At 51.3% G+C, this 25,129-nt stretch carries 28 protein-coding genes; 14 read left to right on the forward strand and 14 right to left on the reverse strand.

Features of this window, described 5'->3' with window-relative positions; translation table 11 throughout:
- Positions 1-185: 185 nt before the first annotated feature.
- From Q394_RS0107740 to Q394_RS0107765, 6 genes are all read right to left on the reverse strand, one after another.
- Positions 186-872 (reverse strand): response regulator, encoded by a 687-nt coding sequence (locus Q394_RS0107740; RefSeq protein WP_028488774.1) that lies wholly within the window; start codon positions 870-872, stop codon positions 186-188.
- A complete protein-coding gene (locus Q394_RS0107745) occupies positions 865-2,145 on the reverse strand; it encodes a DUF4118 domain-containing protein (protein WP_084260390.1) in 1,281 nt (426 codons plus the stop codon). Before Q394_RS0107745 ends, Q394_RS0107740 begins: the two co-directional genes overlap by 8 nt.
- 115 nt (positions 2,146-2,260) lie before the next feature.
- Entirely contained in the window at positions 2,261-4,294 is a 2,034-nt protein-coding gene (locus Q394_RS0107750) for a solute symporter family protein (protein WP_028488776.1), read from the reverse strand.
- 10 nt (positions 4,295-4,304) lie between these two features.
- Positions 4,305-4,619 carry a DUF485 domain-containing protein gene (locus tag Q394_RS0107755; RefSeq protein WP_028488777.1) on the reverse strand — a complete coding sequence of 105 codons (315 nt, stop codon included), beginning with the start codon at positions 4,617-4,619 and terminating at the stop codon, positions 4,305-4,307.
- Positions 4,620-4,845: 226 nt separating this feature from the next.
- The gene (locus tag Q394_RS0107760; RefSeq protein WP_028488778.1) at positions 4,846-5,742 is read right to left on the reverse strand and encodes an EF-hand domain-containing protein; all 897 of its coding nucleotides are present in this window, start codon (positions 5,740-5,742) and stop codon (positions 4,846-4,848) included.
- Positions 5,711-6,286 carry a LemA family protein gene (locus Q394_RS0107765; protein ID WP_028488779.1) on the reverse strand — a complete coding sequence of 192 codons (576 nt, stop codon included), beginning with the start codon at positions 6,284-6,286 and terminating at the stop codon, positions 5,711-5,713. The genes Q394_RS0107760 and Q394_RS0107765 overlap by 32 nt, the downstream gene beginning before the upstream one ends.
- A gap of 116 nt (positions 6,287-6,402) precedes the next feature.
- Here Q394_RS0107765 and Q394_RS0107770 point away from each other — a divergent pair, with 116 nt between their 5' ends.
- Positions 6,403-6,945: a chalcone isomerase family protein gene (locus Q394_RS0107770; RefSeq protein ID WP_028488780.1), complete on the forward strand. Its 543-nt coding sequence runs from the start codon at positions 6,403-6,405 to the stop codon at positions 6,943-6,945.
- Between the two features lie 22 nt (positions 6,946-6,967).
- Here Q394_RS0107770 and alkB read toward each other — a convergent pair whose 3' ends face one another.
- Positions 6,968-7,615, reverse strand: a complete 648-nt coding sequence (alkB, locus tag Q394_RS0107775; RefSeq protein ID WP_028488781.1) for a DNA oxidative demethylase AlkB — start codon at positions 7,613-7,615, stop codon at positions 6,968-6,970.
- A gap of 79 nt (positions 7,616-7,694) precedes the next feature.
- On the opposite strand from alkB, the gene Q394_RS0107780 reads away from it, so the two are divergent.
- Together Q394_RS0107780 and Q394_RS0107785 are read left to right on the forward strand one after the other, a co-directional pair.
- A complete protein-coding gene (locus Q394_RS0107780) occupies positions 7,695-8,612 on the forward strand; it encodes a PGN_0703 family putative restriction endonuclease (RefSeq protein WP_156946770.1) in 918 nt (305 codons plus the stop codon).
- 14 nt (positions 8,613-8,626) lie between these two features.
- On the forward strand, positions 8,627-9,103 hold the full coding sequence (locus Q394_RS0107785) for a DUF6998 domain-containing protein (RefSeq protein ID WP_038140870.1): 477 nt from the start codon (positions 8,627-8,629) through the stop codon (positions 9,101-9,103).
- Positions 9,104-9,190: 87 nt separating this feature from the next.
- On the opposite strand, the gene Q394_RS0107790 is transcribed toward Q394_RS0107785, so the two are convergent.
- The gene (locus tag Q394_RS0107790) at positions 9,191-9,523 is read right to left on the reverse strand and encodes a helix-turn-helix transcriptional regulator (RefSeq protein WP_028488784.1); all 333 of its coding nucleotides are present in this window, start codon (positions 9,521-9,523) and stop codon (positions 9,191-9,193) included.
- A 324-nt stretch (positions 9,524-9,847) separates the two neighbouring features.
- On the opposite strand from Q394_RS0107790, the gene Q394_RS0107795 reads away from it, so the two are divergent.
- From Q394_RS0107795 to Q394_RS0107805, 4 genes are all read left to right on the forward strand, one after another.
- A complete protein-coding gene (locus Q394_RS0107795) occupies positions 9,848-11,365 on the forward strand; it encodes a Fic family protein (RefSeq protein WP_028488785.1) in 1,518 nt (505 codons plus the stop codon).
- 2 nt (positions 11,366-11,367) lie between these two features.
- Positions 11,368-11,604 (forward strand): hypothetical protein, encoded by a 237-nt coding sequence (locus Q394_RS19530; RefSeq protein ID WP_051543081.1) that lies wholly within the window; start codon positions 11,368-11,370, stop codon positions 11,602-11,604.
- 415 nt (positions 11,605-12,019) lie between these two features.
- A complete protein-coding gene (locus Q394_RS21400; RefSeq protein WP_051543084.1) occupies positions 12,020-13,189 on the forward strand; it encodes a hypothetical protein in 1,170 nt (389 codons plus the stop codon).
- Between the two features lie 421 nt (positions 13,190-13,610).
- Positions 13,611-13,976: an HVO_A0114 family putative DNA-binding protein gene (locus Q394_RS0107805; RefSeq protein WP_028488786.1), complete on the forward strand. Its 366-nt coding sequence runs from the start codon at positions 13,611-13,613 to the stop codon at positions 13,974-13,976.
- 81 nt (positions 13,977-14,057) lie between these two features.
- On the opposite strand, the gene Q394_RS19540 is transcribed toward Q394_RS0107805, so the two are convergent.
- Complete coding sequence (locus Q394_RS19540; protein WP_051543086.1) at positions 14,058-14,741, reverse strand: ATP-binding protein; 684 nt, start codon at positions 14,739-14,741, stop codon at positions 14,058-14,060.
- A 97-nt stretch (positions 14,742-14,838) separates the two neighbouring features.
- Positions 14,839-15,627, reverse strand: a complete 789-nt coding sequence (locus tag Q394_RS19545) for an expansin EXLX1 family cellulose-binding protein (RefSeq protein ID WP_051543089.1) — start codon at positions 15,625-15,627, stop codon at positions 14,839-14,841.
- Between the two features lie 198 nt (positions 15,628-15,825).
- Between Q394_RS19545 and Q394_RS0107820 the strand changes: the two genes are divergently transcribed.
- The 6 genes from Q394_RS0107820 to Q394_RS0107845 all read left to right on the forward strand — a co-directional run bounded on the left by Q394_RS0107820 (position 15,826) and on the right by Q394_RS0107845 (position 21,303).
- A complete protein-coding gene (locus tag Q394_RS0107820) occupies positions 15,826-17,583 on the forward strand; it encodes a methanol/ethanol family PQQ-dependent dehydrogenase (RefSeq protein ID WP_028488787.1) in 1,758 nt (585 codons plus the stop codon).
- A 76-nt stretch (positions 17,584-17,659) separates the two neighbouring features.
- Positions 17,660-18,133: a cytochrome c-550 PedF gene (gene pedF / locus Q394_RS19550; RefSeq protein ID WP_051543094.1), complete on the forward strand. Its 474-nt coding sequence runs from the start codon at positions 17,660-17,662 to the stop codon at positions 18,131-18,133.
- 51 nt (positions 18,134-18,184) lie between these two features.
- Positions 18,185-19,048: a substrate-binding periplasmic protein gene (locus Q394_RS0107830; RefSeq protein WP_028488788.1), complete on the forward strand. Its 864-nt coding sequence runs from the start codon at positions 18,185-18,187 to the stop codon at positions 19,046-19,048.
- Positions 19,049-19,055: 7 nt separating this feature from the next.
- On the forward strand, positions 19,056-19,802 hold the full coding sequence (locus tag Q394_RS0107835; protein ID WP_028488789.1) for a quinoprotein dehydrogenase-associated SoxYZ-like carrier: 747 nt from the start codon (positions 19,056-19,058) through the stop codon (positions 19,800-19,802).
- Complete coding sequence (locus Q394_RS0107840; RefSeq protein ID WP_028488790.1) at positions 19,799-20,731, forward strand: quinoprotein relay system zinc metallohydrolase 1; 933 nt, start codon at positions 19,799-19,801, stop codon at positions 20,729-20,731. Before Q394_RS0107835 ends, Q394_RS0107840 begins: the two co-directional genes overlap by 4 nt.
- A complete protein-coding gene (locus tag Q394_RS0107845) occupies positions 20,728-21,303 on the forward strand; it encodes a rhodanese-like domain-containing protein (RefSeq protein WP_028488791.1) in 576 nt (191 codons plus the stop codon). The genes Q394_RS0107840 and Q394_RS0107845 overlap by 4 nt, the downstream gene beginning before the upstream one ends.
- 17 nt (positions 21,304-21,320) lie before the next feature.
- On the opposite strand, the gene Q394_RS0107850 is transcribed toward Q394_RS0107845, so the two are convergent.
- Positions 21,321-22,055, reverse strand: coding sequence for a sulfite exporter TauE/SafE family protein (locus tag Q394_RS0107850; protein WP_028488792.1), 735 nt, complete (start codon positions 22,053-22,055; stop codon positions 21,321-21,323).
- On the reverse strand, positions 22,055-22,441 hold the full coding sequence (gene hisI / locus Q394_RS0107855; RefSeq protein WP_051543097.1) for a phosphoribosyl-AMP cyclohydrolase: 387 nt from the start codon (positions 22,439-22,441) through the stop codon (positions 22,055-22,057). The genes Q394_RS0107850 and hisI overlap by 1 nt, the downstream gene beginning before the upstream one ends.
- 89 nt (positions 22,442-22,530) lie before the next feature.
- On the opposite strand from hisI, the gene Q394_RS21405 reads away from it, so the two are divergent.
- Positions 22,531-23,199 (forward strand): glutathione S-transferase N-terminal domain-containing protein, encoded by a 669-nt coding sequence (locus Q394_RS21405; protein ID WP_084260391.1) that lies wholly within the window; start codon positions 22,531-22,533, stop codon positions 23,197-23,199.
- A gap of 2 nt (positions 23,200-23,201) precedes the next feature.
- Here the strand turns inward: Q394_RS21405 and Q394_RS0107865 are convergent, their stop codons facing one another.
- Both Q394_RS0107865 and Q394_RS0107870 read right to left on the reverse strand, forming a co-directional pair.
- A complete protein-coding gene (locus Q394_RS0107865) occupies positions 23,202-24,062 on the reverse strand; it encodes a class I SAM-dependent methyltransferase (protein WP_028488795.1) in 861 nt (286 codons plus the stop codon).
- Positions 24,059-25,003: a hypothetical protein gene (locus tag Q394_RS0107870; RefSeq protein ID WP_028488796.1), complete on the reverse strand. Its 945-nt coding sequence runs from the start codon at positions 25,001-25,003 to the stop codon at positions 24,059-24,061. The genes Q394_RS0107865 and Q394_RS0107870 overlap by 4 nt, the downstream gene beginning before the upstream one ends.
- Positions 25,004-25,129: the final 126 nt, after the last annotated feature.

The following is a 25,129-nucleotide window of genomic DNA, read 5'->3' on the forward strand; positions in this document are numbered from 1 at the left end:
CCTGTCACAGGATAGCGACAAAGGAGCCGACCACTGAAATCAGTCAAAATGTCAACAATACTTGTTTGGCCATTTCAATAGATGCTGAAGATTCCACAACTTACGATTGTGCGCTGCAAGAAACAAGGCGGTATTGTAGGACAATCTTGCGTAAACGAGGTGTAAATAAATTGATAATTCGCCATCTACAAGGTGAAACGATAGCCAATACCCGTTTCAGTCAACAGGTGGCAAGGTTCAGCAGGAGTCACCTCCAACTTCTGGCGTAAGCGCCCGATATAGATGCGCAGGTAATGCCCATCTTCAGAATGCCCAGCACCCCACACCTCTCGTAGCAATTGCCGTTGGGTTAACACTTTACCGGGTTGTGCCATTAGAGCAGTCAGCAAGTGATATTCACGCGGCGTCAAATGCACCGACTTACCTGCACGCGTAATATAACGTTTGGAACGGTCTACGATAATTTCACCAAACTGGATGATGGCAGTATCATCTGGTGAGCGATTATCCCTACGACGTCTCAGCGCCCGTAGCCTTGCCAGCAACTCGGCAACACCAAATGGCTTAGCAAGGTAATCATCAGCGCCTAAATCTAATGCTGCCACCTTGTCGGCTTCTAGATGTCGGGCTGACAATACCAAGATCGGCACATCCGACCAGGTACGTAGCGTGCGAATAAACTCCAACCCATCAGCATCAGGCAAGCCCAAGTCCAGCACCACTAGATTCGGGCGACAATCGCCCGCCAAGGCCAGTCCATTAGCAACCGTAGCAGCCTCAAACACCTTGCATCCTTCGGATTCAAAAGCGACACGCAAAAACTGACGAATACGCAGTTCATCTTCCACTATCAAAATGGCATGGCTATTCATACGACAACAGTTCCTCTTCGGGCTCATCTTCCATGAGCGGGGGTATGCCTAAAGGCAAGATTAAACAAGCGCGAGCACCACCATTCTCACCCGTTTCCAGACGTAGTTGCCCCTGATGTGCTTTGATAATTTCCGCACAAATGGCCAAACCTAGCCCACTGACAACCGCAGTCTGATGCGTATTCATCAACAAGACATGCGGGGGGAAGCCTGGGCCATTATCGGCAACACACAACTCAGCGCCATCACCGACGATGCGGACACTCACACGGATAAGGGTATGATCGGGGCAATGTTTGGCGGCATTTTCCAATAAATTACCAATCACCCGCTCAATAAGAACGGCATCAAATGCTAGTAGCGGAAAATCTGAGGGAATCGTGACCTGCACTTGCTGGTGATGTTGTTGCAACAAGGGTTTCAACAAACTCAAGGCTGAACCCGTTACCTCTTCCAGCGACTGCCACTCGCGATTCAGGGCGAGTTTCCCCGCAGATAAACGCGCCAGATCCAACAGCTTGGTCACCATATCAGCCAACCGCACCGCTTGCTCGTGGACAGCCTCCACCATATCACGTTGCACGTGTGGCGAGAGTTGCTCACCCTGAACACTCAGGGTTTCCGTCAACCCCACCAAAGCAGTCAAGGGGGTGCGCAAATCATGCGACAGTGACGACAAAATCGAGGCACGCAAACGCTCGGCTTCACTGTGCACATAATTGGCCTGCGCCATCTCGGCATAGTGTAAACGCTCACCCGCAATAGCCATTAACGAATCTGCCGCAAGATTAGTAGGGTAACACGCAGCAATATCACGCATTTGTTGCTGATCCACCGCTCCGGTCAGCTCCCGCGCCATACGGTACAACGCACCGGTCCGCTCCTCACTAAGCTGTAAGGCACGGTTCTGGCTTAATAAGACTGCCGCCAACTGCCCTGTCCACAACGCCACCACCAACATGACCACCAAAGTAACAATATGCTCAACACTGGTTGTCAATAAGGCAAACTGGGGGGGAACAAACAAAAAATCAAACAACAAAACAGAAGCAAATGCCGCCACCAAAGAAGGTCCTTGCCCTAGCCATAAGGCGCATAAAAACACCTCCAGCAGGAACAACATCACAATATTGGCGTTATCCAGCAAATTGGCCAATGGATAAGCAATAACACAAACCAATGCTGGCAGCAGAAAACCCAACACATAGGAATCCAGCCCGTGCGGATTGTCTATATTCAAACGTAAAAAACCGATGCCACTGACAGCCATCATGCCCTTCCCATAACACTCAATAAGATCATCACTATTACGTAACGCCTGATTGCTGACAAGAAAAACCCCCGTACAAGACGGGGGTTCTCTATTAAGGCAACAACGATACCGTTACTTAGTGTGCTTGCGCACCTTCAGCATTGATACCGGTGTTCTGACGGACATACAGCTCATCCCACATCTCATCTGCGCGACGGTCACGCGTGAACAGTGAAACCAGAATAGTGACCAGGAAGCCCAAGATAATGGAAATCAAACCTGGGTTTTTCAGCATAAACCACGGTTTTTCCAAACCCATCATGCTGGTGGTTTGACCTTCAAACTTCTTCAGGTCGCCTTCAGCCGCCGTGATGGATTTTTCCAGACCAGCAATTTCTTTGGTTTTCGCGGCTTTCGCGGCGTCATCTGTCAACGTTGCGAGATCCGCTTGCGCCTTTGCCAGTTTCTCAATAGCACCCGGAACAGCCGGTTTTTCTGGAGACGCTTTCACTTCTTTCTTGCAATCAGGGCTAGCGAACAGTTCACAAGAGAAGCTCCATTGTGCAGGTGCTGCTTCTTTTGCCAACGTCACTGGCGTACCTTCCAGCACTTTCTTCGCATCAGCAATTTTTGCTAATGGGTAAGTCATGTTGGGGGACAGCATAACTAACAAAATCGCTGATCCTGCACCAACCAACATCCCGGAGACTATACCGTAGGTATTGGCTTTCTTCCAATACAACGTCAGGAAGACGGCTGGCAGGTTAGAAGAAGCCGCTACCGCAAACGCCAAAGCCACCAAGTGTGCCACGTTTTGGCCTTTTGCAGCGATGCCCACATAGATAGCCAATGCACCGACGATAACGGTAGCAACACGCGCAGCAGTGATTTGCTCTTTCGCCGTTGCGTCTTCACCACGGAATACACCGACATACAAGTCATGGGACATTGCAGAAGCAGATGCCAATACCAGACCCGCCACAACAGCAACGATAGTTGCAAAAGCAACAGCGGATACGAAGGCGAGGAACAAGTTACCCAGCATTGAATCAGCGCCACCACCAACGTACTGTGCCAGCAACGGTGCTGCCATGTTACCGCCTTTATCCAACGCCATGATGGAAGCAGGGGTTACATTCATCGCAGCACCCAAGCCCAAGAACAGAGTCAGAACGTAGAAGCCACCAATGATACCCATCGCCCAGAGAACAGAAGTCCGTGCATCTTGCGCAGTAGGTACTGTGAAGAAACGCATCAGAATGTGTGGCATACCCGCCGTACCCAGTACTAGCGCCATACCCAACGAGATTTGGTCAATCGGGTTTTTCAAGTACAGACCCGGTTCAAGGAAGCGTTGACCCAGTTCAGCCGGTGTCATGTTAGTGGCTGCATCACCGATCAGTTTAGCCACTTGCTTTTGGATATCAGGGTTATCAACCGCCGCTTGCAGGAAGCCCGGCAGTGAGAAACCGTATTGACCCCAAGTGAACAACACCAACAGGACAGACGCTGTTACCAACAGAATGGCCTTGATGATCTGCACCCAAGTGGTGGCTTTCATACCGCCGAAGACGACGTAAGTCAGCATCAGGATACCAACCGCGATAACGGAAACTTCATAGTCAATCCCGATCAGGGTTTTAACCAGAACACCGCCACCTACCATTTGAGCCGTCAGGTAGAAAGTGGAAACTGTTACGGTTGAAATGGCCGCTACGGTTTTGGCTGCTTTCGGATTGTTACGGAAAGCAAGGATATCACCCAAGGTGTACTTACCGATGTTACGGCAGGGCTCAGCAATCACCAGCAAAACGGTGATGTACGCCACCAACCAACCTACGGAATACATGAAACCATCATAACCGTACAGAGAGATCAGGCCAGCGATACCCAAGAAGGATGCAGCAGACAAGTAATCACCTGCAATTGCCCAACCGTTTTGGATACCGGTAACAGAACGACCAGCCGCATAAAAGTCAGCCGCTGAAGAGGTCTGCTTGGCTGCACGGTACGTCACGTACATGGTCATACCAATAATCAGACCGAAGACCAAGAAAGTCAGCCATTTGTATTTGTCGGCAACCGCGCCACCGTCTGCTGCGAAAGCAGCCTGGCTTGCCAACAACGTTAATAACAGGGCTATTGAACCTGCCCAAAAAGTTTTCTTCATGTGTCTCTCCTTACTTGATCAAATTCGAGTCACGGACGATTTCCGCCGCCATCGCATCGAACTGACTGTTAGCACGCCGTGCATAAACAGCCGCAATCGTCCATGCCACCACGAACTCGGATAACGCAAACAAAATGCCTACGTTCATTGGCCCCCATACCTTGATTTTGAATAGCTCAGGATAGTAAGCCGCCCCAATGGGCAGTAAGAAATAATACACAGTTGAAATAGCCATCAAGCTCCACAAGAAAGTTGTTTTTTTCTTGTGCAAAGCCTGAAAGCGCGGATCGTTATCGATCGCCGTCCAGTTGACTGTTGATGCCATAACAATGACTCCTCCGTTTACCAAAAAACTCCTCAAAAACACGTCTGACTGTGGCTCTAATCAGGGATATTCTTAATATTGTCGACAATTGCTTATTAAACAGACGTGAAATCAACACCAAATCAACTTATTCACCCAAAACATGGGGAACTTGTCGATCATGGCAATCATGTCATTTGAGGTGTAAAAAAGGTGTAAACAGAGGTGTGTAATGCGCAGGTGTTATTCAGAGCAGATGTATACCCATCAACACCGCCAGCCAAAAACACAGGTGCAGCCATGCCGCCCAGCGGTAACGCAGCGCCAGTTCTTCCGGCGGGATATTGGTAATCAGGAATAACTGCCCGGCTTGCGCCCCGGCCATTACATGCGTACCAGGCGCACGCTGCTGTTCACGCAGATCTTCCGCTACCCATTGTTCCGCAGCTTGGCGCACAGTTTGCCATTCGTCCGGGTCGATCTGCCCATTGCCGTTGGCGTCGAAATTCTCCAGTAACTGCTGTTGGTCGCTTTTCCATTCCGCCAGCAAGGCCGCCAGCCGTTCGCGCCGATCCAGTTGCAGGTTGTCGGCACGCTGGGTGTACAGCTCACCGAGTGCATACAAGGTTTGTCCGGGGTAAATGGCGTGTAATAGAAACAGGTGGTTATCGCCGGTGCGGGTCACAATTTCAGCATTTTCCGGGTAAAGCAGGCAACGGCCATGTTCGTCTTCCAGCACAAACGGCTCATCTTCCACATAACCCGGCAACCAAACGGTGACGGGCAGGTGCGGTAAACCCCGAAAACTTTCCCCCGCTGGTAACAACGCTGTACCCCGCAATTCCACATAACCTTGCGCACTGCTGCTGAGGCGCGAAGTGGGCGTATCCACGATCAAACGGTAACGCCGGAACAGACCGAGGGAAAACAACAGGCTGACAGTGGCGGGCAACAACAGCCATTCCTGCCCCACCCGCTGATACAGGAAATAACACCCTGCCAACCACGCGATGGCAAAACCCCACGTTGCCGCCAGATTCATCACGCCACCCCGGCGCAGCACGGCAAGCCGCTGGTTTTCCGCGACCTGATACCAGTTCAGGCCATCTGCTTCAGGGTTGGAAGTGGGCGGCCACATCGACATCGCGGGTTTCCTCGGCAGTAAAACTCATCAGGCGGAAACGCTTGAAGCTGAAGGCTTTGGCAATTACCACATCCGGGAATTGTTCGATGCGGGTATTGTTGAACGCGGCGGAATCGTTATAGAACTCACGGCGGTCAGCAATGCTGTCTTCCAAGCCACTGATGCGTTCGCGCAAATGCTGGAAGGAATCGCTGGCCTTGAGTTCCGGGTAGGCTTCCGCCACCGCGAATAGGTTGCCGAGGCCGATACGCAGCGTATTTTCCGCCGCGCCCAACGCGCCCATATCGCCTGATTGCATGGCACTGGCTACCCGGTTGCGGGCTTCCATCACTTTTTGCAGCGTCTCTTGCTCGTATTGCATGTGTTCTTTGCATACCGCCACCAGTTTGGGCAACTCGGCATTGCGTTGCTTGAGCAACACGTCGGTATTGCTCCAAGCCTTTTCAGTATTGTTTTTCAAGGCAACCAATTGGTTATACAGCAGGATGCCCCACAGCAGCAGGCCACCCAACAGGGAAACGAAAATAAGAAGTCCGGTATTCATGGCGTTATTTTTATCAATGGTTTATCGGGTTACGCCCAGTCTAACAGCTAGCCCTGCCCAGACCAACGTGGTATAGATAAGTGGTTATCATCACAGCAAAAAATGAGGAGGAAGGTATGCGTACCCTGTTGAAATTCTGGTTGGCGTTACTGTGTCTGTTACCTGTTATCGGGCAAGCAGCCGACAATTTTCCCGCCCAGCAAACCCTTGCCGGGCAAGCCCTGACCTTGAATGGCAAAGGCATCCGCACCAAAGCATTTTTCAACCTTTACACCGCTGGGCTGTATGTGCAGGCTAAAAGCACCGATGCGGCTGCCATCTTGGCTAGCGACACGCCGACGGCTATCCGCCTCGAAGTCACCTCGTCCATGATCACCAGTGAAAAAATGGAAGAAGCGGTGCGGGAAGGCTTTAAGAAATCCACTGCTGATCCGGCTATTCAGCCACGTATCGAGCAGTTGATTGGCGTGTTCAAGGAAGAAATCAAAGAAGGCGACGTGTACGATTTCGTCTACAAACCCACCAACGTGGTCATTATCAAGAATGGCAAACCATCCGCGACGATTGCAGGCAATGACTTCAAACAGGCATTGTTTGGCATTTGGCTGGGTGAAAACCCGGTGCAGGCGAGTTTGAAGAAGGCGTTGCTGGGGCAATAAGCACGTTCGGGTTTCACTTCATTCACAGCGCCTGCCGAAACGTCAGATTAATGCGTTCCTCACCCAAGCGCGGATGTTGCGCCGCCTTGAGTGGCGCAATGCAATGAAACACCAACCGCGCTGCCCCGCCCCACACCACCACATCGCCGTGCAGCAATGGCACTTTCACCGCCTTGTCACTGCGCTGCAATCCGCCCCACAAAAACGTCGCGGGCACGCCCAACGACACCGACACAATCGGCGCGGTCAGGTCGCGTTCGTCGCGATCTTGATGCAATGCCATTTTCGCGCCCACCGGATAGCGGTTGATCAGGCAAGCATCCGGCTGGAACGCGGGGAAACCTGCCGTGAGTGCTGCGGCTTGCGCCAAGCGGCGGAAATCCGCTGGCATCGCAGGCCACGCTTGCCCACTCAGCGGGTCGGTGGTGCTGTAGCGATAGCCTTTGCGGTCGGTGATCCAGCCCGCCGTGCCGCAGTTGGTCATCGCCACCGACATCGTATAGCCGCCGGGCGTTTGCATGTGCCGGAACGGGGCTTGGGCAACAATGGCGTGGATGCCTGCCAGCAAGCTGTCGGTGTGGGCGGTGGCGTATTGGCGCAATACCAGCGCACCGGGGCTTAAGGGTTCAGTCCACGGTTCGGGCGGGGTGTTGAAGAGGTCGAGGTTCATGCTGGTATTCTAACGATTTGATGTGCAAAATCGAGACATTCATTAATTTTTCAACTTTTTACATTTTTAGGGGAAATTTGTGCATATTAAAGACTTTATTGGCAATATTTCCACATCCGATAGCCCTCGAACCAAACGAGCGCGTATCCATCAGGGTTGGTGGCGAGCCTTCGTCCTAAAACAACCCGCCGGACAACATCCTATCAAAAAAGATATGACGGTATGCAATGTATTGCCTGATCAAACGGCTGGCTACAGCAACTTTATAACGGAAAGTATCGGTGATCTGGCTGAACGTACAGCAAAAGAACATAACAACACAAAGTCTGCCGGAATGATGGAAATGAATCGCCTGAAAACCAACCTACTTTCCAGCCAACCGCTGTGTTTCAATTTCTTTGGGCTGCTGGCACTAGACCATGAGCTTGGTCTGAAAACCATTAAAGCTTTTTTTCCCGAAATAACGGGATTTTCAGGCGTAAAATTTGAATATGCGCCATCACCAAAGGAAGAATACACCAATGACAATTCAGCTTTTGACGTTGCATTGGAGGTATCCATCGGTGATCAACTAGGTCTGATTGGGATTGAATGCAAGTATACTGAACCGTTTTCTCCGCACGAGTACAGAAAGTCTGACTATGAAAATATCCACAATGCGAGCAATAATTTTCTTGCCAGTTATGAGGTGTTGACCAGTAGCACATTCAATCAGCTCTATAGAAATCAACTCATTGCCGAAGCATTACTGCAAAAGGGTCATTATCAATTTGTGAAAACGGCACTCTTCTGTTCACCTGATGACGAAAATGCCAAAAATGTAGGTCATGAGTTCAGCAAAATGATTAAAAGCGGCTTCACCGTTATCGACTTTTTTGAATACATTACCGCCATGCAAAAACTTGATCTCACGCCTACTCAACGAAAAAACACTATGATGTTGTGGGCTCGGTATATGGCGCATGAATTAAGTCACGCTGCTGCGTTAGAGTATTAAGGATAACAACCCTTATGATTGATCACCAAAAATTCCAGTCCCTAGTCAAGCAGCTTTACACCACCGTTAAGGCGTTGGAAGACATGTTTCCGGGGCGACATTTCACGCCTGATGGTCATCTGGTGGGCAGTCTTGGCGAATGCTTGGTGGCGGATGCTTATGGGCTGACGTTACAGCCTGCCTCCAACAAAGGATACGACGCGATTAGCGCATCCGGGCGCGAGGTCGAAATCAAAGCCACGCAAGCCAACAGTGTAGGATTTCGTAGCCAGCCAACCCATGCCATCATTATCAAAATACGCGCCGATGGTACGTTTGAAGAAATATTTAACGGGTCAGGGCATTTAATATGGCAACAGTTTGCAGGCAAGACGCTCCCCAGCAATGGGCAATTTCAAATCTCGCTAACCAAACTACGCAAGCTCAATGAATCCGTCGCCTCGACAGACCGTTTACCCAGAATCGCCGCAGAAAAAAGCACAATAACCTAAAGATCGTACAACAGAATAACCTATAAATCGTCTAACGGTTTACACGGCAACCAGACCCACACAAAGGCTTCTTTGTAACCTTTGGTATCAGAAATCATCCTCTACCTCCTGCCTATCGGGGTGGGTATGCTTTGGCAACAACGCCAATACCTCGCTGGCGTGGCCGATTTGCCGATTTAACTCGGCACTATTCGCATCAAATAGGCGCACGCCGACCAATGCCGCCACTTCAAACACCAAGCCGATAGCCACCCCCATATCGCCGCTTTCAATTTTTTGCAGGGTGGAACGGGAAATTCCGGCGCGTTCGGCAAGCGCATGTGCTGTCCATTTGCGCCGCTTGCGTCCAAGGCGGATTTGCTGACCGAGCAACTGGCTGGCGGCGATGGTGTAACGGGAATAGGTTCGGGGTTGTGGCATAACGACCATAATAGTAGCCATATTGATAAAATATGACTGTTATTATACTCAAATTATGCTTTTTGTACACGGCCGCGACACCGACCCAAGCGGTGCGGGCAGTGATCCAGCGCACCGGGGCTTAGCGGCTAACTCACGATAGACGCACGCCCTATGGTCTATAATGCATGACTGAACTCAATGAATCCGTCGCCTCGACAGACCGTTTACCCAGAATCGCCACAGAAAAAAGCACAATAACCTAAAGATCGTACAACACAATAACCTAATAATGGTATAGCATGATAACCTAAAGATTGTCTGTCACAGCCCGCGAGTACCCCCATGTCCCCAGCCGACAAACTGGCGCAATCCCTGAGCGCCTTGAAAGCATTGCAAGACCAACAGCGCGTTGGCATCCAAAGCAGCGAGCTAACCCGCACCCACCGCGAACGCCTGCTGCAACAAGGTTTCCTGCGCGAAGTCATGAAAGGCTGGTTCATTCCCACCCGCCCAGATGAACGCCAAGGTGAAAGCACTTCTTGGTACGCTTCATTCTGGGGTTTCTGCCACGATTACCTGAATACCCGCTTCGGCACTGAATGGTGTTTGGGCGCAGAACAATCCATCAGCCTGCACGTTGGCAACTGGACAATTCCCCCGCAATTGCTGGTACGTTCCCCCAAGGCAGGCAATAAGCCGACAGCACTCTTGCATGGCACATCATTGCTGGATTTGCGCTTGGAGATTCCCGCCCCGGCATACATCCAAACTCTTGACGGCATTCGCGTCATGCGGCTGGAAGTGGCACTCATCCAATGCTTACCGCGCCAGTTCAGCAGCAATCCGATTGAAATACGGGCAGCGTTGGCGATGTTGCCCGATGCGTCCAACCTGTTACGGCATTTGCTAGAAGGCGGTAATAGTATCGTGGCGGGGCGTTTGGCTGGGGCATTCCGCAATATCGGGCGGGATGCCATCGCCGATAATCTGCTTGCCACCCTACGCAGCGCGGGTTACAGCGTCAGCGAGCAAGACCCGTTTGTGGATAAGCCCACGTTACCCTTGCAAAGCCGCAGCCATTCCCCCTACGTCAACCGCCTGCGCATGATGTGGCAGCAATACCGCCAGCCTGTCATCGAGCATTTCAACGTTACCCCCAATCCAGTCACGGATGCGACAAGCTACCTGCAACACGTCGAAGAGGTGTATCTGACCGATGCTTACAACTCCCTCTCCATCGAAGGCTATCGAGTCAATACCCAACTGATTGAACAAGTACGTAGCGGGCAATGGAGTCCGCAAACCAATCCCACCGACCGCGAACATCTGGATGCGATGGCGGCACGGGGTTACTGGCAAGCCTTTCAAGCGGTCAAATACAGCGTTGCCAAGGTGTTACAGGGCGGAAATGCTGGTACGGTTGCCAGCCAGGATCTCGATACGTGGTATCGGGAACTGTTTGCCCCCAGCGTTACCGCCGGTATCCTGAGTGCTGTCAATTTGGCAGGCTACCGCAATCACCCCGTTTACATCCGCCATTCCCAGCACGTCCCACCCAACCACGAAGCGGTACGCGAACTCCTGCCCGCCTTGTTTGAACTCATGGAAAATGAATCCGAACCCGCCGTGAATGTGGTGCTGTCACACTTTTTCTTTGTCTACATCCACCCCTACATGGATGGCAACGGACGTTGCGGGCGTTTCCTGATGAATCTGATGATGGCAGCAGGCGGCTACCCGTGGACTGTCGTTCCATTGGCAAAACGCGACGAATACATGGATGCACTGGAACAGGCTAGCGTTGGGCAAAACATTGTGCCGTTTACTAGCTTCATCGCGGAGTTAGCAGCAAACCAGTAGAAATGAGGACGCTATACTCACGACACAAAATCGAAGGCTTTGATGTCACTACGTTTTCTGGACACAACGAGCCGGAATGCTCGCCACTGTCATGCAACGCATTAGCGACTGATATTTCGGTCAACCAACATTGCCTGTTCAATACGTTTGCGGAAGCAAAAGAAGCCATAGAACGTGGATTTTTCAAGAATTCCGAACCGGGGCCGTACCGGATTTTCGCGGTTTACACGATTTTGTAAGGTAAACAGCGTGTTTCGGGTGTCGAAGAGGTTGATGTTGACGGTTATACACACGAATGCGGGCGTTATTAGTGAGTATTTTTTACTAACTTATGATAGAGTTTCAGGCAATTCGTCAAGCATTGACGACAACTCAACACACGCCATACCAATCATAACAACACGCGACTGACCCTATGCTGGTTTCGGCGCAGTAGGGCGGTAGCGTGTCAGCGATTCCTCGTATGGCAGCGGTGTATGTACGGCAGGCGTGAATCAGAAGACAGCAACGACAATCCCAGACTAGGCGGAATGCTAGGCGAACCATATCGGCAGTCTCTGCTTATTGGTTGAGCGGAGGCTGTATATTCTGATATTCCTGAACGTCGAATAGTAAATTGTTAGAGTATAAATTCATACAATCATCACATAAAACATGAAAACTGAAGAAGAATTATTTAAATCATTGAATTTACGACTAAAGGATTTCAAGCCTGATGATGAAGCCAATAAACATTGGTCAGATCCGAACGCAGGAACAGCCGTCAAGGTAAAGGAAAAACCTCCTCCGTATATAGTCTTTATTATATTTATTCATTTAAAAAAATACGACTTCGGTGGAAGATGGGAAAAAGTTGCTTGGGAAATACCCATAAAATATAAAAATATTCCTATGATGTTGACGCATAAAAAATTTGGATTTTCTATACGCACACTCACCAATAAAGAAGAACATGCAAAATTAGCTCAAGAAGCAATATATAAAATCAACAAAACAATTCCTGTAGCTGAACAACTCATAGAACCACTAATAAAATCTCAAGTCGATAATGGAGCAATTACATTAGCTAATGATTATAATTTTCTTAGGTCAAGATATAAGTATTTTCGAGAGAAAGCTATCGAACACTTAAGAAAAGAAATTTATGGAGATGATGAGTCACAAAAACATTACGAAGAAGCTATGGAAGAATATCGAAAATCAGGGTCAATAGAAATTGACTTTAGAGTTATGAAAGGAAAGGCTTCCAGTTATATTGCAGCAATGACTGATGCCTATTACAGTTTGCTTGAGCACATTTTTGTATTAATAAGACCATTTCATAAAAATGAAAAAAACAGCATACCTCTATCTAAATTCATAGGACTAAACTGGAGCGAGAAATATAAAATACTCTTTGATGTAAAAGATAGCAAAGCCAAAAAACAGCTAGATGTTCTTCAAAAAATTAAAGAAATATATAGAAACCCCTTAGCACATGGTAATTTTCGCAAAGAAGGATATTCATTATATATCCATTTTCCTCGTGTGGGTGCTATACCTATGAAATTAACACAAGCTGATTCCATAGAATATTTCTCATTCTACGACACGAAAGAAACGGAACTAGATTTCATATGCAATAGCTTTGATGAATTTGATTCTTTCTTAGAAGAAGGAAGTGCAAAGTACGGAATGATATACATAAAAAGAGAACTAGATGTTTTTTACGATGATAAAAATAGAAAGCGTTATCAGGCAGCGATGAGTTCTGAGAAAAAATTTATTGCGTTGGTTGAGAAAATGATACGTGATTCTGAAAACGCAAAAAACATGGATTGGTAAAATACTCTAACAACTCATTCGACGACGGACGCGGTGACAGCCCGCGATTCTTAACAGCCTACTCCCCGCCGCGCCCGTCATGCTGGACGTTGAGGCTGTAGAAAAACGTTGCCCCACCAAGCCTTGGCAATGCACCTTAACCCACCATATCCCTTCACCCTGCCATCATCCCCAACGGCACTGCCCACACCTTCACCCCATCACTCTCCCCAAACGGCAACACCCGTTCCCCGCCATACAACACAATCCCCTGTACCACCCGCCCCGAATTCTGCCCTATAAAGTAGCTGATATGCCGGAAATCCGCCGGGGTAATAAATCACTTGTCTCCCAATGCCATTGGTTGGCACAATAGCCAACATCCCTATTTTTTCAACGATATAGACACATTAATCGAAGACTTTTTGCTAGAGGTGGACAAATGGAAAAGCGTACATTAACCATCACATTGCAACCTGATTGGAAAGCTGCACTGCGTGCAGCAGGAAAAGCCGCACAGCGCGGAGGATACCAAGGTGAATTTCTTAATTTTGAGTCACCCGGCATCTTTTTTTCCCGCCTGAGCGAACGCCGCTGGGCAATCATCAATGCCCTACAGGTGACGGGTACAATGGGAGTGCGAGAACTGGCACGGCATCTACAACGGGATGTGAAGCGCGTCCATGAAGATGCTCAGGCGTTGGTTGAATTGGGCTTGATTGAGCGTGACACCAAAGGCTCATTGACCTGCCCTTATGCGGATATTCATGTTGATATGCACATCGCTCCCAATTTACAAGCAGCATAAAAACTCACTGAGTCACCACGATGGCAACGTCGGGAAGAATCCGAGCCTAATCCCTATTCTTCCCTGACTCGCTGTTTATCTTCACCCCGCCAACATCCCCAACGGCACTGCCCACAACCTCACCCCATCACTCTCCCCAAACGGCAACACCCGTTCCCCGCCATACAACACAATCCCCTGTACCACCCGCCCCGGATTCTGCCCGATAAAGTAGCTGATATACCGGAAATCCGCCAGGGTCACGCTATGCGCCGCCTTCACCTCCAGCAACACCAGCCCTTTGCCGTTATCCAGCACGAAGTCGATTTTCTTGCCATCGCTGGTGCGGTAAAAGCTCAAATCCACCGGCTGCGCCGCGTAAGTATTCGCCTTCACCAATTCACTCAACACAAACGTTTCATACACCGCTCCGCGCTGGCTGGATTGCTGCAAATCCTCCGCGCTACTGAGCTTGAGCAAATGGCACAAAATGCCGCTATCGAGCATGAACACCTTGGGCATTTTCACCAGCCGTTTCGCCGCATTGTTGAACCACGGTTTGAGCAACGCAATCTGGTAGGTGTGCTTGAGAATGCCGAGGTAATTATCCAGCGTTTTATTGTCAAGCTGGCAATCCCGAGCCAGATCAGCCTTGTTGAGCAGATTGGCACTGCGCAACGCCAGCGACAGGTACAGGCGCATAAAGCCATCGAGATTGCGGATATTGCCCATGTCGTGCAAATGGCGCTCAATGTAGGTGCGAATGTACGAACTGAACCACAACATGCGCGTTTTAGCGTATGCAATCGTCTGTACTTCGGGAAAACCACCTGTAAATCTAAGGATTATAATCCATTAATTTACAGGAACAATGACCTTCTATCTACCTACCCCACTGCAAACGCCGCGTCAACAAGCCTCCCAACAGAAGCAATATCGGCCAATCTGTAGCGCCAGCTCCACTGCTAGTGGCAGCAGATTCATCGTACACATCAAATTGCGTACCCGTATCGAGTTCCACTCCCGGCATTAGCGGAATGCCAGGAACGTCGATGGTTTGCCCCCAGAAATCCGTGATCCGAAAATCGTAAGGCCCAATCCCCAAACCACTGGGCGCAACAAAGTAATTGTGTGCTTCCCGCGCGATGGTCGTGTAGGCATTGCCAGAACCAGCAGTGCGTGCTTCCAGTTTTGCAATCGGATAAAGGTGGTCGCGCACCTGCACCGCCATCCACCATTGACTGGAACTTTCCTCCACATAGAGCTTGAGGTTGCCGACTTGATCGTTGGCGACATAATGCCAACTGATCGGAATAATACCCGTGTCAAGATTAGCAATCTGCGCAAAAGCATCCTGATCAAGATCGACATTGCCGGGCGCACATTCAGGGCACTGATCATCAACCCGCACCGTGACGCTCAGCCCAGAATCCTTATTGGTTATCTGGATAAGCCCGCCACAGGCTGCCGAATTGGCATAGTCGCTTGCATTCATCGCCGCCGTCAGGGTGGTAGTGGGAACCGGCAGGCTGCAATTGCCCCCGCCACTATAGCCATAGAAAGTGCCTTGGCCAGTATGCGTACTACTGTCGGCATAAGCACTGCCACCAGAAGCCAGTAGCAGCAGTGCGCAACTGATGCGCATAGAATGGTGAAAAATAGAAATAGTCATGGTCAGTCAACTCCCTTCAACGATGCCATGACTCAGTATAGTTGTGGTTGACACCGTTAGTCCCCTCATCTACCCAACTTGCCCAACCTTTTTCCAACCTGCTCTTCATTAAGCTGTTTTCCAGTACCTGTAGTGGCATAGGAGGCTGTTACGGGGTCAACCTAGATATTTGCTTTAGCTGGAGAGGAGAATCCCCCCATGAAACAAGAGCGTACCTTCCGTAAACTGTTGCTGGTACTGACCGTCAGTTGTGCCTTTAGTAGCCCGCTAGCCCATGCCGTCGTGACCGACCAAGACATTGCTGACGATGCCAAAACCACCAATGATGTCGTGAGCTACGGCATGGGCTTGCAAGGCCAACGTTTCAGCACGCTGGACAAGCTGAATACCGAGACGGTGAAAAACCTCACTCCCGCCTTCGTGCTGTCTTACGGCGATGAAAAGCAACGCGGTCAGGAAGCGCAACCCTTGGTGCATAACGGTAAAATCTTCGTCACCGCCTCTTATTCCCGCGTATTCGCTGCCGATGCCAAAACCGGCGAAGAAATCTGGCAATACGACCACCGCTTACCCGAAGGTATTATGCCCTGCTGCGACGTGGTAAACCGGGGCGGCGCGTTATACGACAACTTGTTCATTTTCTCCACCCTCGACGCACAACTGGTTGCCCTCGATCAGGACACCGGCAAAGTCGTCTGGAAAGAAAAAATGGAAGACTTCAAAGCCGGTTATTCCAACACAGCCGCGCCTATCGTGGTGAAAGGCATGGTCATTACGGGCGTCTCCGGCGGTGAATTCGGCGTGGTGGGTAAAGTCGAAGCGCGGGATGCCAAAACCGGCAAACTGATCTGGTCACGCCCCACCGTGGAAGGCCACATGGGTACACTCAACGGCCAAGACAACGGCATTACCGGCGAAACCAACAAATCTTGGCCGGGCGACCTGTGGAAAACCGGCGGTGCGGCGACGTGGTTAGGCGGTACTTACGACGCTGAAACCGACAGCCTGTTCTTCGGCACGGGCAACCCTTCGCCTTGGAATTCGCATTTACGCCCCGGCGATAACCTGTATTCCTCCTCCGTTCTCGCCATCAATCCTGCGGATGGCAAAATCAAATGGCACTACCAGTGGACACCACACGACGGTTGGGACTTTGACGGCGTAAACGAATTCGTTCCCTTCGATCTGAAAAAAGACGATGGCACGGTCGTTAAAGCGGGTGGTCATGCTGACCGTAACGGCTTCTTCTACGTCTTGGATCGTACTAACGGCAAGCTGATCAATGCCACCCCATTCGTCAACAAAATTACGTGGGCAAAAGGCATTGATCTGAAAACCGGTCGCCCTGAATACGACGACACTAACCGTCCGGGCGCCCCGGGCAGCGAAGCCAAAGGCACATCCGTGTTCTCCGCCCCGTCCTTCCTCGGCGGCAAAAACTGGATGCCGATGGCGTACAACCCCGGCACAGACCTGTTCTACGTCCCCGCCAACGAATGGGGCATGGACATCTGGAACGAGCCGATCAGCTACAAAAAAGGCGCGGCTTACTTAGGTGCTGGCTTCACCATCAAGCCATTGAACGACGATTACATCGGCGCATTACGGGCGATGGATCCGAAAACCGGCAAAATCGTGTGGGAAGCGAAAAACAAAGCACCTCTCTGGGGCGGCGTACTGACCACGGCAGGCAATCTGGTCTTCACGGGTACACCCGAAGGCTACCTGAAAGCGTTTGATGCCAAAACAGGCGCAGAACTGTGGAAATTCCAAACAGGTTCCGGTGTCGTTGGCTGCCCAACCACGTGGGAACAGGATGGCGAACAGTTCGTCGCCGTGCCTTCCGGCTGGGGTGGTGCTGTGCCTCTGTGGGGTGGTGAAGTCGCCAAGACCGTCAAACACCTCAACCAAGGTGGCAGTCTGTGGGTATTCAAACTGCCTAAAACAACCTCTTAACCCCGACAACGCGGGCGGGGTGCAACCACCCCGCCACAACGCGGAATGGGCTTTTCTTTGATCGAAGGTATGTACTATGCAAATCGCAACACGTTCTGTTTCCGCTGCACTGGCAGCTTTAGCATTGGTTGCTGCCACCAATGCGTTTGCCCACGGTGATGTCACCCCACAAGCCATTGATATTTCAGGCATTGAACCACTTAAAGACAGTGCGATATGGGAGGAAACCAACCCGTATTCTGGTAACGAAAGGGCGGCTGAAATCGGGCATCACGCCTTCGCCCAAAACTGCGCCCGTTGCCACGGCATCGACGGTGTTTCGGGTGGCATTGCCCCTGATTTACGCGAAACCCTCCCGTTGGGTGCAGAAGGCGATGAAATTTTCAAAGAACGCATGATCAATGGCGCAATCCGCAACGGCGTCACCTACATGCCCAAATTTGACGGCATTGTGGCTCAGGAAGGTCTGTGGGCAATCCGCTCATGGCTGGAAACCGTTTCGGTCGATGCGCCCCCCAAAGACGCCGCCAAACCAGAAGAAAAAAAATAGTCGTTATGCCCCTCCCCAAGAGGGGTTTTCTCATGCAGAGGAGGATACACCATGAAATTGACCACATTAAGCACACTCGGGTTAAGCGCCCTATTATTCGCTGCCCCGCTCTACGCTGGTACGCTGGAGGAAGTCAAAACCAAAGGCGTGTTAAGCATTTCCCTGTACAAAGAATTCCCCCCGTATTCATCCGTGATTGATGGCAAACAACAAGGCGTAGACGTCGCCATTGCCGAAGCCCTCGCCCAAAAACTGGGTGTAAAAAGCGAAATTCGGCTGGTCAGTGCCGATGAAAACGTCGAAGACGACCTACGCAATAACGTTTGGAAAGGCCATTACCTCGGCGGTGGTGTTACCGATGTGATGTTACACATGCCTTACGACAATGCTTTTTCCGACAAAGTGGATAAGGTCAAATTCGTCGCCCCGTATCAGATGGAGCAAGTCACGTTTGCCTTTGATACCAGCAAAGTGGGTAAGCAACCGACGCTAGCGAATTTCACCAGCGCCCCCATCGGGGTTGAAATCGACACCCTCAGCGACTTTTACTTGCTGGAAGCCTTACAAGGGCAAATTAGCAAAAATATCCGGCATTTCCCCAACCTTACGCAAGCCGCCGATGCCCTGAAAAAAGGTGAAATTGCAGGCATTATGGGGCCACGCGGTGAACTCGAAGGCGTGTTAAGCGAACGCCCGGACAATATCCAAATTCAAGGTTTGATTACCCCCGGTTTAGGCCGTGGCAGTTGGGCGATGGGCGTGGCGGTGAAAGCCGATAATGCCGACCTCGCCAGCGCCGTGGATGGCGCGATGGCAGAGTTGGTTAAAGACGGCTCCGTGAAAAAGATTTTCGAGCAATACAAACTGACGTACAACCCAGCAGCAGAACCCCCTGTGGCAACCGCCCAGAAGTGAAGGCTTTATGATCAGGCATGGTCGATGGCTGGTGTTCTGCCTGCTCTGTCAAACGGCAGTAGCGGCAGAACCTGACCCCCTCAACTCCCCGCAATGGGAGGCGATGCACACGCGTTTCCTCAACGGCGAGCCGTACACCTTCGACAGCAAGGTAACGGTGGAAGCCCCACCAGAGGCGGAAGATTCACTCAATGTTCCCATCGCCTTACGGGTGACGGACTTGCAGGGAATACAGGAAATGCGCGTGTTTGCGGATCTCAACCCGCTGCCACACGTGCTGAACTTTCGCCCCAAAACCATCGCCCCGAACCTTGCCTTCCGCATGAAGTTGCAACAAGGCAGCCCGGTGCGGGTCGCCGTGAAAACGGCTGACGGGCTATGGCATGTTGGCGGCACGTATGTCGAAGCGGCAGGCGGCGGTTGCACCTTACCCAGTCTCGGCACATCCAGCGGTGACTGGAGCAAAACGCTGGGGCAAGTCTCGGCTAATGTATGGGAAAACCCCGACAACAATCGCTTGCGCATCCGCGTCATGCACCCGATGGATACTGGCTTAGCCAGCGGCATTCCCACCTTCCACATTGAAAACCTCAACGTCAAAGACGCGCAAGGTCAGGTACTGGCCGAACTCGACCTGTACGAGCCGATCAGTGAAAACCCCATGCTGAGCCTGGATGTCGGCAAAAACACCACCTTCACACTGGAAGGACGCGACAACAACGGCAACAAGATTGCAGCGGAGGTAACCCCATGAAACGCTGGTTACTCATGCTGTTACTGGTAAACGCTACGGCAGTGGCGGAGAGTTTCGAGTACCCACTACAACCGCAGCCAGTGGCCACCGACACCTACGTCATCGAAGGCAAAACCGAGGATTTTTCCAAACAGAATGGCGGTTTCATCGTCAACACCGGCTTTATTGTCACCACTGCGGGCGTGGTAGTCATTGATACCGGCGTATCGCGGCGTTTTGGCGAACAACAACGCGCGGTGATTGAAAAGCTTACTGGCAAAAAAGTGGTGCGTGTGTACATTACCCATCACCACCCCGACCACTTTCTGGGCAATCAAACGTATACCGATGTGCCGATTTACGCCCTACCCGCAACCCGTGACGGCATCAAGGCGGAAGGTGAAATGTTCAGCGGCAATATGTACCGTATGGTCGGCGATTGGATGCGCGATACCCGCGTCACCCCGCCCACCCAAGATGCCAAAGCAGGCAAGGAAACCGTCGGTGGGCATGAACTGGAAGTGATTGCCCTGCAAGGGCATACCGCTGGCGATTTAGTGCTGTTTGATCACACCACCGGTGTCTTGTTTTCCGGCGACCTAGTGTTCAATAACCGTGCGGCAACGACCCCACACGCAACGCTGGCGATGTGGTTAACAACGTTGGATAGCTTGCAAGCCTTGCCCTTTAAAACGCTCGTGCCGGGGCATGGCAACGTCGCCAGCGACACCGCCCCGATTCAACAAACCCGTGCGTATTTGCAATGGCTGCAAACCACGCTTGAAGATGCCGCCGCACACGGGCTGGATATGTTGGAGGTAATGCAAACACCGATCCCAGCCGACTTCCAACACGTCGCGTTGGTGCAACATGAATTACGGCGCTCGGTCAGCCATCTGTACCCGGCGCTGGAACAAGCACACCTGAAACCGGCGAAGCCAGCAGAATGAAATGGGGCAATCTCCTCCTCCCACTCTATTGCCTTTGCTTACCTGCTTGTCAGCCGGATTGGGGTTTAGCTGACTGTGAACGTACCCCGGATATGCCAGCGGGGTTAAAAATGGCACATTACCGGGGGGCAACCCCGGCGTGTGTTCCCAATGGCATCACGCTGAATGTGACAGCCTTACAAACCCTGCTGCAACGCCCTGAATCCCCCGTGCTGATTGATGTGTGGGCGATTCTGTTGCGTCAGGAAACAGGCTTCCCCAGCGTCTGGCTGCCAAATGATGTGCATGAAAGTTTGCCGAACGCGGTGTGGTTGCCGAACGTCGGTTACGGGGAGTTAGCGCCGGAAATCGACACGTATTTGCAAACCAACCTGCAACGTTTGAGCGGCGGCGACAAACACAAACCGCTGGTGTTCTTTTGCGTAGCGGATTGTTGGATGTCGTGGAATGCCGTGCAGCGGGTACGCCAGTACGGTTACACGCAGGTGTATTGGTTCAAGGATGGCACGGATGGCTGGGCAGAAGCAGGGTTGCCGTTACAGGCCGCCGAACCCATTGCCCTTAGCGACTAGCAGCACACCCATACCCACTACAGAATAGCTTTCAAGGTCAGCGACACACTCGCCAGCAGTAACAATATCCCAATCAGGCGCGTCATCTGCGCTTGTGTTAGCCCCGTATGCACCCGCCCGCCTGCCCACAATGCCCCCAACATAATAGGCAAGGCAAACAAGGCACTCCACCACACCGTTTGCGCCATCAGCAGCCCGGCGATAAAAAACGTCACAATACGCACTGCACCTTCGATGAAAAACAGCGCCGAAAACGTGGCTCGCAACAAGCTTTTGTCGTGGATCCGGTGGTTCAGGTAAATCACATACGGGGGGCCACCCGTGCCAAACAAGCCGCCCACCGTTCCGCCCGTCAAGGCCGCAGGCACTGCCCAGCCGCGTGAAATCGGCTTTTCACCCTTGAGATTCAGCAAACTGCGGATGGCAAAGACTAAAATGAACGCCGCCAGTGCCAACAACATTGGCGTCATCGGCAGATTCACCAGCAATTGCGTGCCAATGATCACCCCCAGCAGGCTAAACGGAATCAGGATATTGATTTCCTGCCATTGCACCCGCTTCAAGTCCAGCCCACCCATCACCAGCGACGCGGTGAAATCCAGCAGCAGAATGCTGGGTACAACAAACGTCAGTGGCAAAAACAGCGCCAGCAAGGGCACGGCAATCAAGCCCGACCCAAACCCTGCAATGCCCCGGATGAAATACGCCAGCACCACAATCGCCGTTGCAGCAGCATACTGCCAGACTTCCATCAAGCGTAGAGCGTTTGCGGGTCAATCAGCACGTCACGGTCAATGATGACCTGATCGCCTTCCACCTTGTTGTAAAAGCAGGAACGCCGCCCGGTATGGCAAGCAGGCCCAGTCTGATCCACCAGCAGCAAAATTGTGTCGGCATCGCAATCAATGCGCAATTCTTTCAATACTTGCATTTGCCCGGAGGACTCGCCCTTGCGCCAGAACTTGTTGCGCGAACGTGACCAGTAACAAACGCGCCCAGTTTGCAGGGTTTCTTCGATACTTTCCCGGTTCATCCACGCCATCATCAGGACTTCGTGGGTATCGTGTTGCTGGGCAATGGCGGGGATCAGGCCATCAGCATTGTATTTAAGCGCGTCGAGTGTGTCGGTCAGTGTCATGGTGTTCCTGCTAATGCATCGTTTATTGGTGCGAGTATACCAGCATGTTGTAAGATATAGCCCACCTCTGATTTAAGCGAAATGACCCCATGTTAACCCTGTATCAATTTAATTCCTGCCCGTTTTGCTGGAAGGTGAAAGCCTTCATGAACTACACCCACATCCCCTATGACGTGGTGGAAGTCACCCCGTTTGGCATGAAGGAGCTGGATTTTACCGACCATAAAAAAGTGCCTGTGCTGAAAGACGGTGCGGAAATCGTGGTGGAATCCAGCGCGATTGTGCGTTACCTCAACGACAAATACGCAGATTTGCTTCCCGCCCCGCAGGATGATGAATGGCAGGCGTGGGTGGATAACACTCTAGTACATTACTTGCCACCCTTGATTCACCCCAACATCGGCAAATCGTTCAAAAACCTTGGGCTGTTGATGGCGGTTAGTAAAGATGGGGCGTTAAAACGCTTCTTCGTGCGCTTGGCCGGGGCGCTGGTCATGCCACGTGTCGCCAACAAAATGAAGCTGAAACACCAGATCCAGAATCCTGAAAGCGAGTTTCAAGCAGCGCTGGCGCATTGGGTCGATAAGGGTCTGGAAAACAAAGCCTTTTATGGCGGGGAACAACCCAGCTTGGTGGACACGAGCGTCTTCGGCGTCTTACGTTCCGCCCAAGGCATGGGCATCCTCGAAGCAGCGGCGCTCACCAACCCCACGTTCGGGCGTTGGTATGAAGCCTGTCGCGGCATGATGGGTGCTTAAGGTTATTTGCTGCGGTTGCCTACCACCCGTAGCAAATTACCGTAGAACAACGCTTTACCCGTGCTGGTTTGCATCCACAACTCGCGAATTTCGCAATCTCGTGGTTTGAAATACTGATGTGCCAGCCGGGTAATTTCCGGCAAGCCGATGGTCGGCGAATAGGTATTAAGGATCAGGAAACCATCCTTCGCCAGCAAACCCTGCACACCTTCCAGCAAGGCTTCCAACTTATTATCAAGCTTCCACTTTTCGCCTTTTGTGCCCAAGCCCCACGCGGGCGGGTCCATAATAATGCCTTGATAATGCCTGCCACGCTTGAGTTCACGTTCGACGAACTTGAGTGCGTCTTCACGTACCCACTTAACGTCAGCCAGCCCGCTGCGCTCCATATTGGTGTGCGCCCACGTCAGCAGTTGTTTGATGGAATCGACATGCAAGGTTTCCGCCCCGGTTTGCCTTGCCACGCATGATGCTGCGCCGGTATACGCAAACAGGTTGAGGAAACGCCCCTCGGCAGGCAGATGTTCGGCAATAAAATCCCAGTTGCTGCGCTGTTCGGGGAACAGGCCAAGGTGTTTGAAACGGGTCAATTCCAGTCGGAAGCGTAGGTGCTTATAACCGATTTCCCACGTGGTAGGTGCCGCATCGCGCAAGGCGTGCCAAGTGCCAGAATGCTTGTCGGTTTCGATGAATTCCCAATGCGCCAGCGTGCGCCATTCACTGTAAGGCGTACCCGGCTTGAAATAGGCTTGCACATCGGGGCGGATGGTGAGGATGTTCCCCCAACGCTCCAGCTTTTTACCATTGCCTGCATCGAGCAGTTCGTAATCATCCCAGCTTTGGGTGTAAATGCGTTGATTCATACTCTTTGTGTCAATGATGATTTGCCCTTCATGATTTTGGATATGTGCTGCGCAACCAACGGTTTACTGTCATGGATGGGCATCAGTGCCAAGGTGGGTAAGGAAGAATAGCCTAATGTTTTCACAGCGGCAGTTTCCCTAGGTTTGGCGTCGGTATCAGGTTCCTCTAGAGGCATGTCCAGTACCGTGACACTTTGCTCGTGCGCCGGAGCAGCGGTGGGGCTGATAACCTGCATGATAATGTCGGCGCGTTCTTCGGGGGGGAATTTGACGATAACATCCAGCACTTTCATGCGCACTTCGTGCGTCAATTTGCGTTCTTCAATTTGGTAATGGTGTTGCTGATGTAATTCGGTCATTTCCAGACGCGAGCGCCGCCAGATGTGGAAGAAAACCGCACTAGCTGCCGAGAGAACCAGAATAATCCCCACTCCCGCACCGGATAACACATAAATGTGCCTCTCGGTGGTTTCGGCCGTTTGACGTTGCATGGCTTCCTCGTGCTGGAGGGTTATGCCCAAATGTGTGCTTTCAGCCGCTAACTTTTGTTGGTTCAGGGTGGATTGAGCATCCAGCTCAAGCTGTTTGAGCGTCGTTTGCGCTTGCTGCTTTTGTTGCGCTATTTGTACTTCGCTGTTGGATTTCCATTGTTCGTTGGCTAATTCTTTTTGCATTTTTAGCTGGGCTAATTGCGCATCATGGTTCAAGGTTTGTTGCTGGAGATAGGCTTGATAATCGAGTTGCTGGCGGTTTAATTCCAGATCGCGCTGCAAGTCGAATTGTTTCAAGGTAATTTCATGCTCTTGCTTATCATCATCCAGCTGCAATTGCGTTTTCACTTCCGCTGCCGTAACGGGTTTGTCACTTTTGGCGAGGGAATAGCCCAAAAATGCAACAAATAAAGCGACAAATAGAAGCGTCAATACGCCAGAGGGTTTCATAAATGATTCGCGCCAACCAAAACTAAAATAACCAAATTAAACAGGGTAATATGCCCTATTCGCGTTCCTTGCTCTTGGGCTATAGCTGTGAATTATATAGCTACACTCTGCCTTAAACGTACAGTG

The sequence above is a fragment of the Thiothrix lacustris DSM 21227 genome (assembly GCF_000621325.1).
Classification (GTDB): Bacteria; Pseudomonadota; Gammaproteobacteria; order Thiotrichales; family Thiotrichaceae; genus Thiothrix; species Thiothrix lacustris.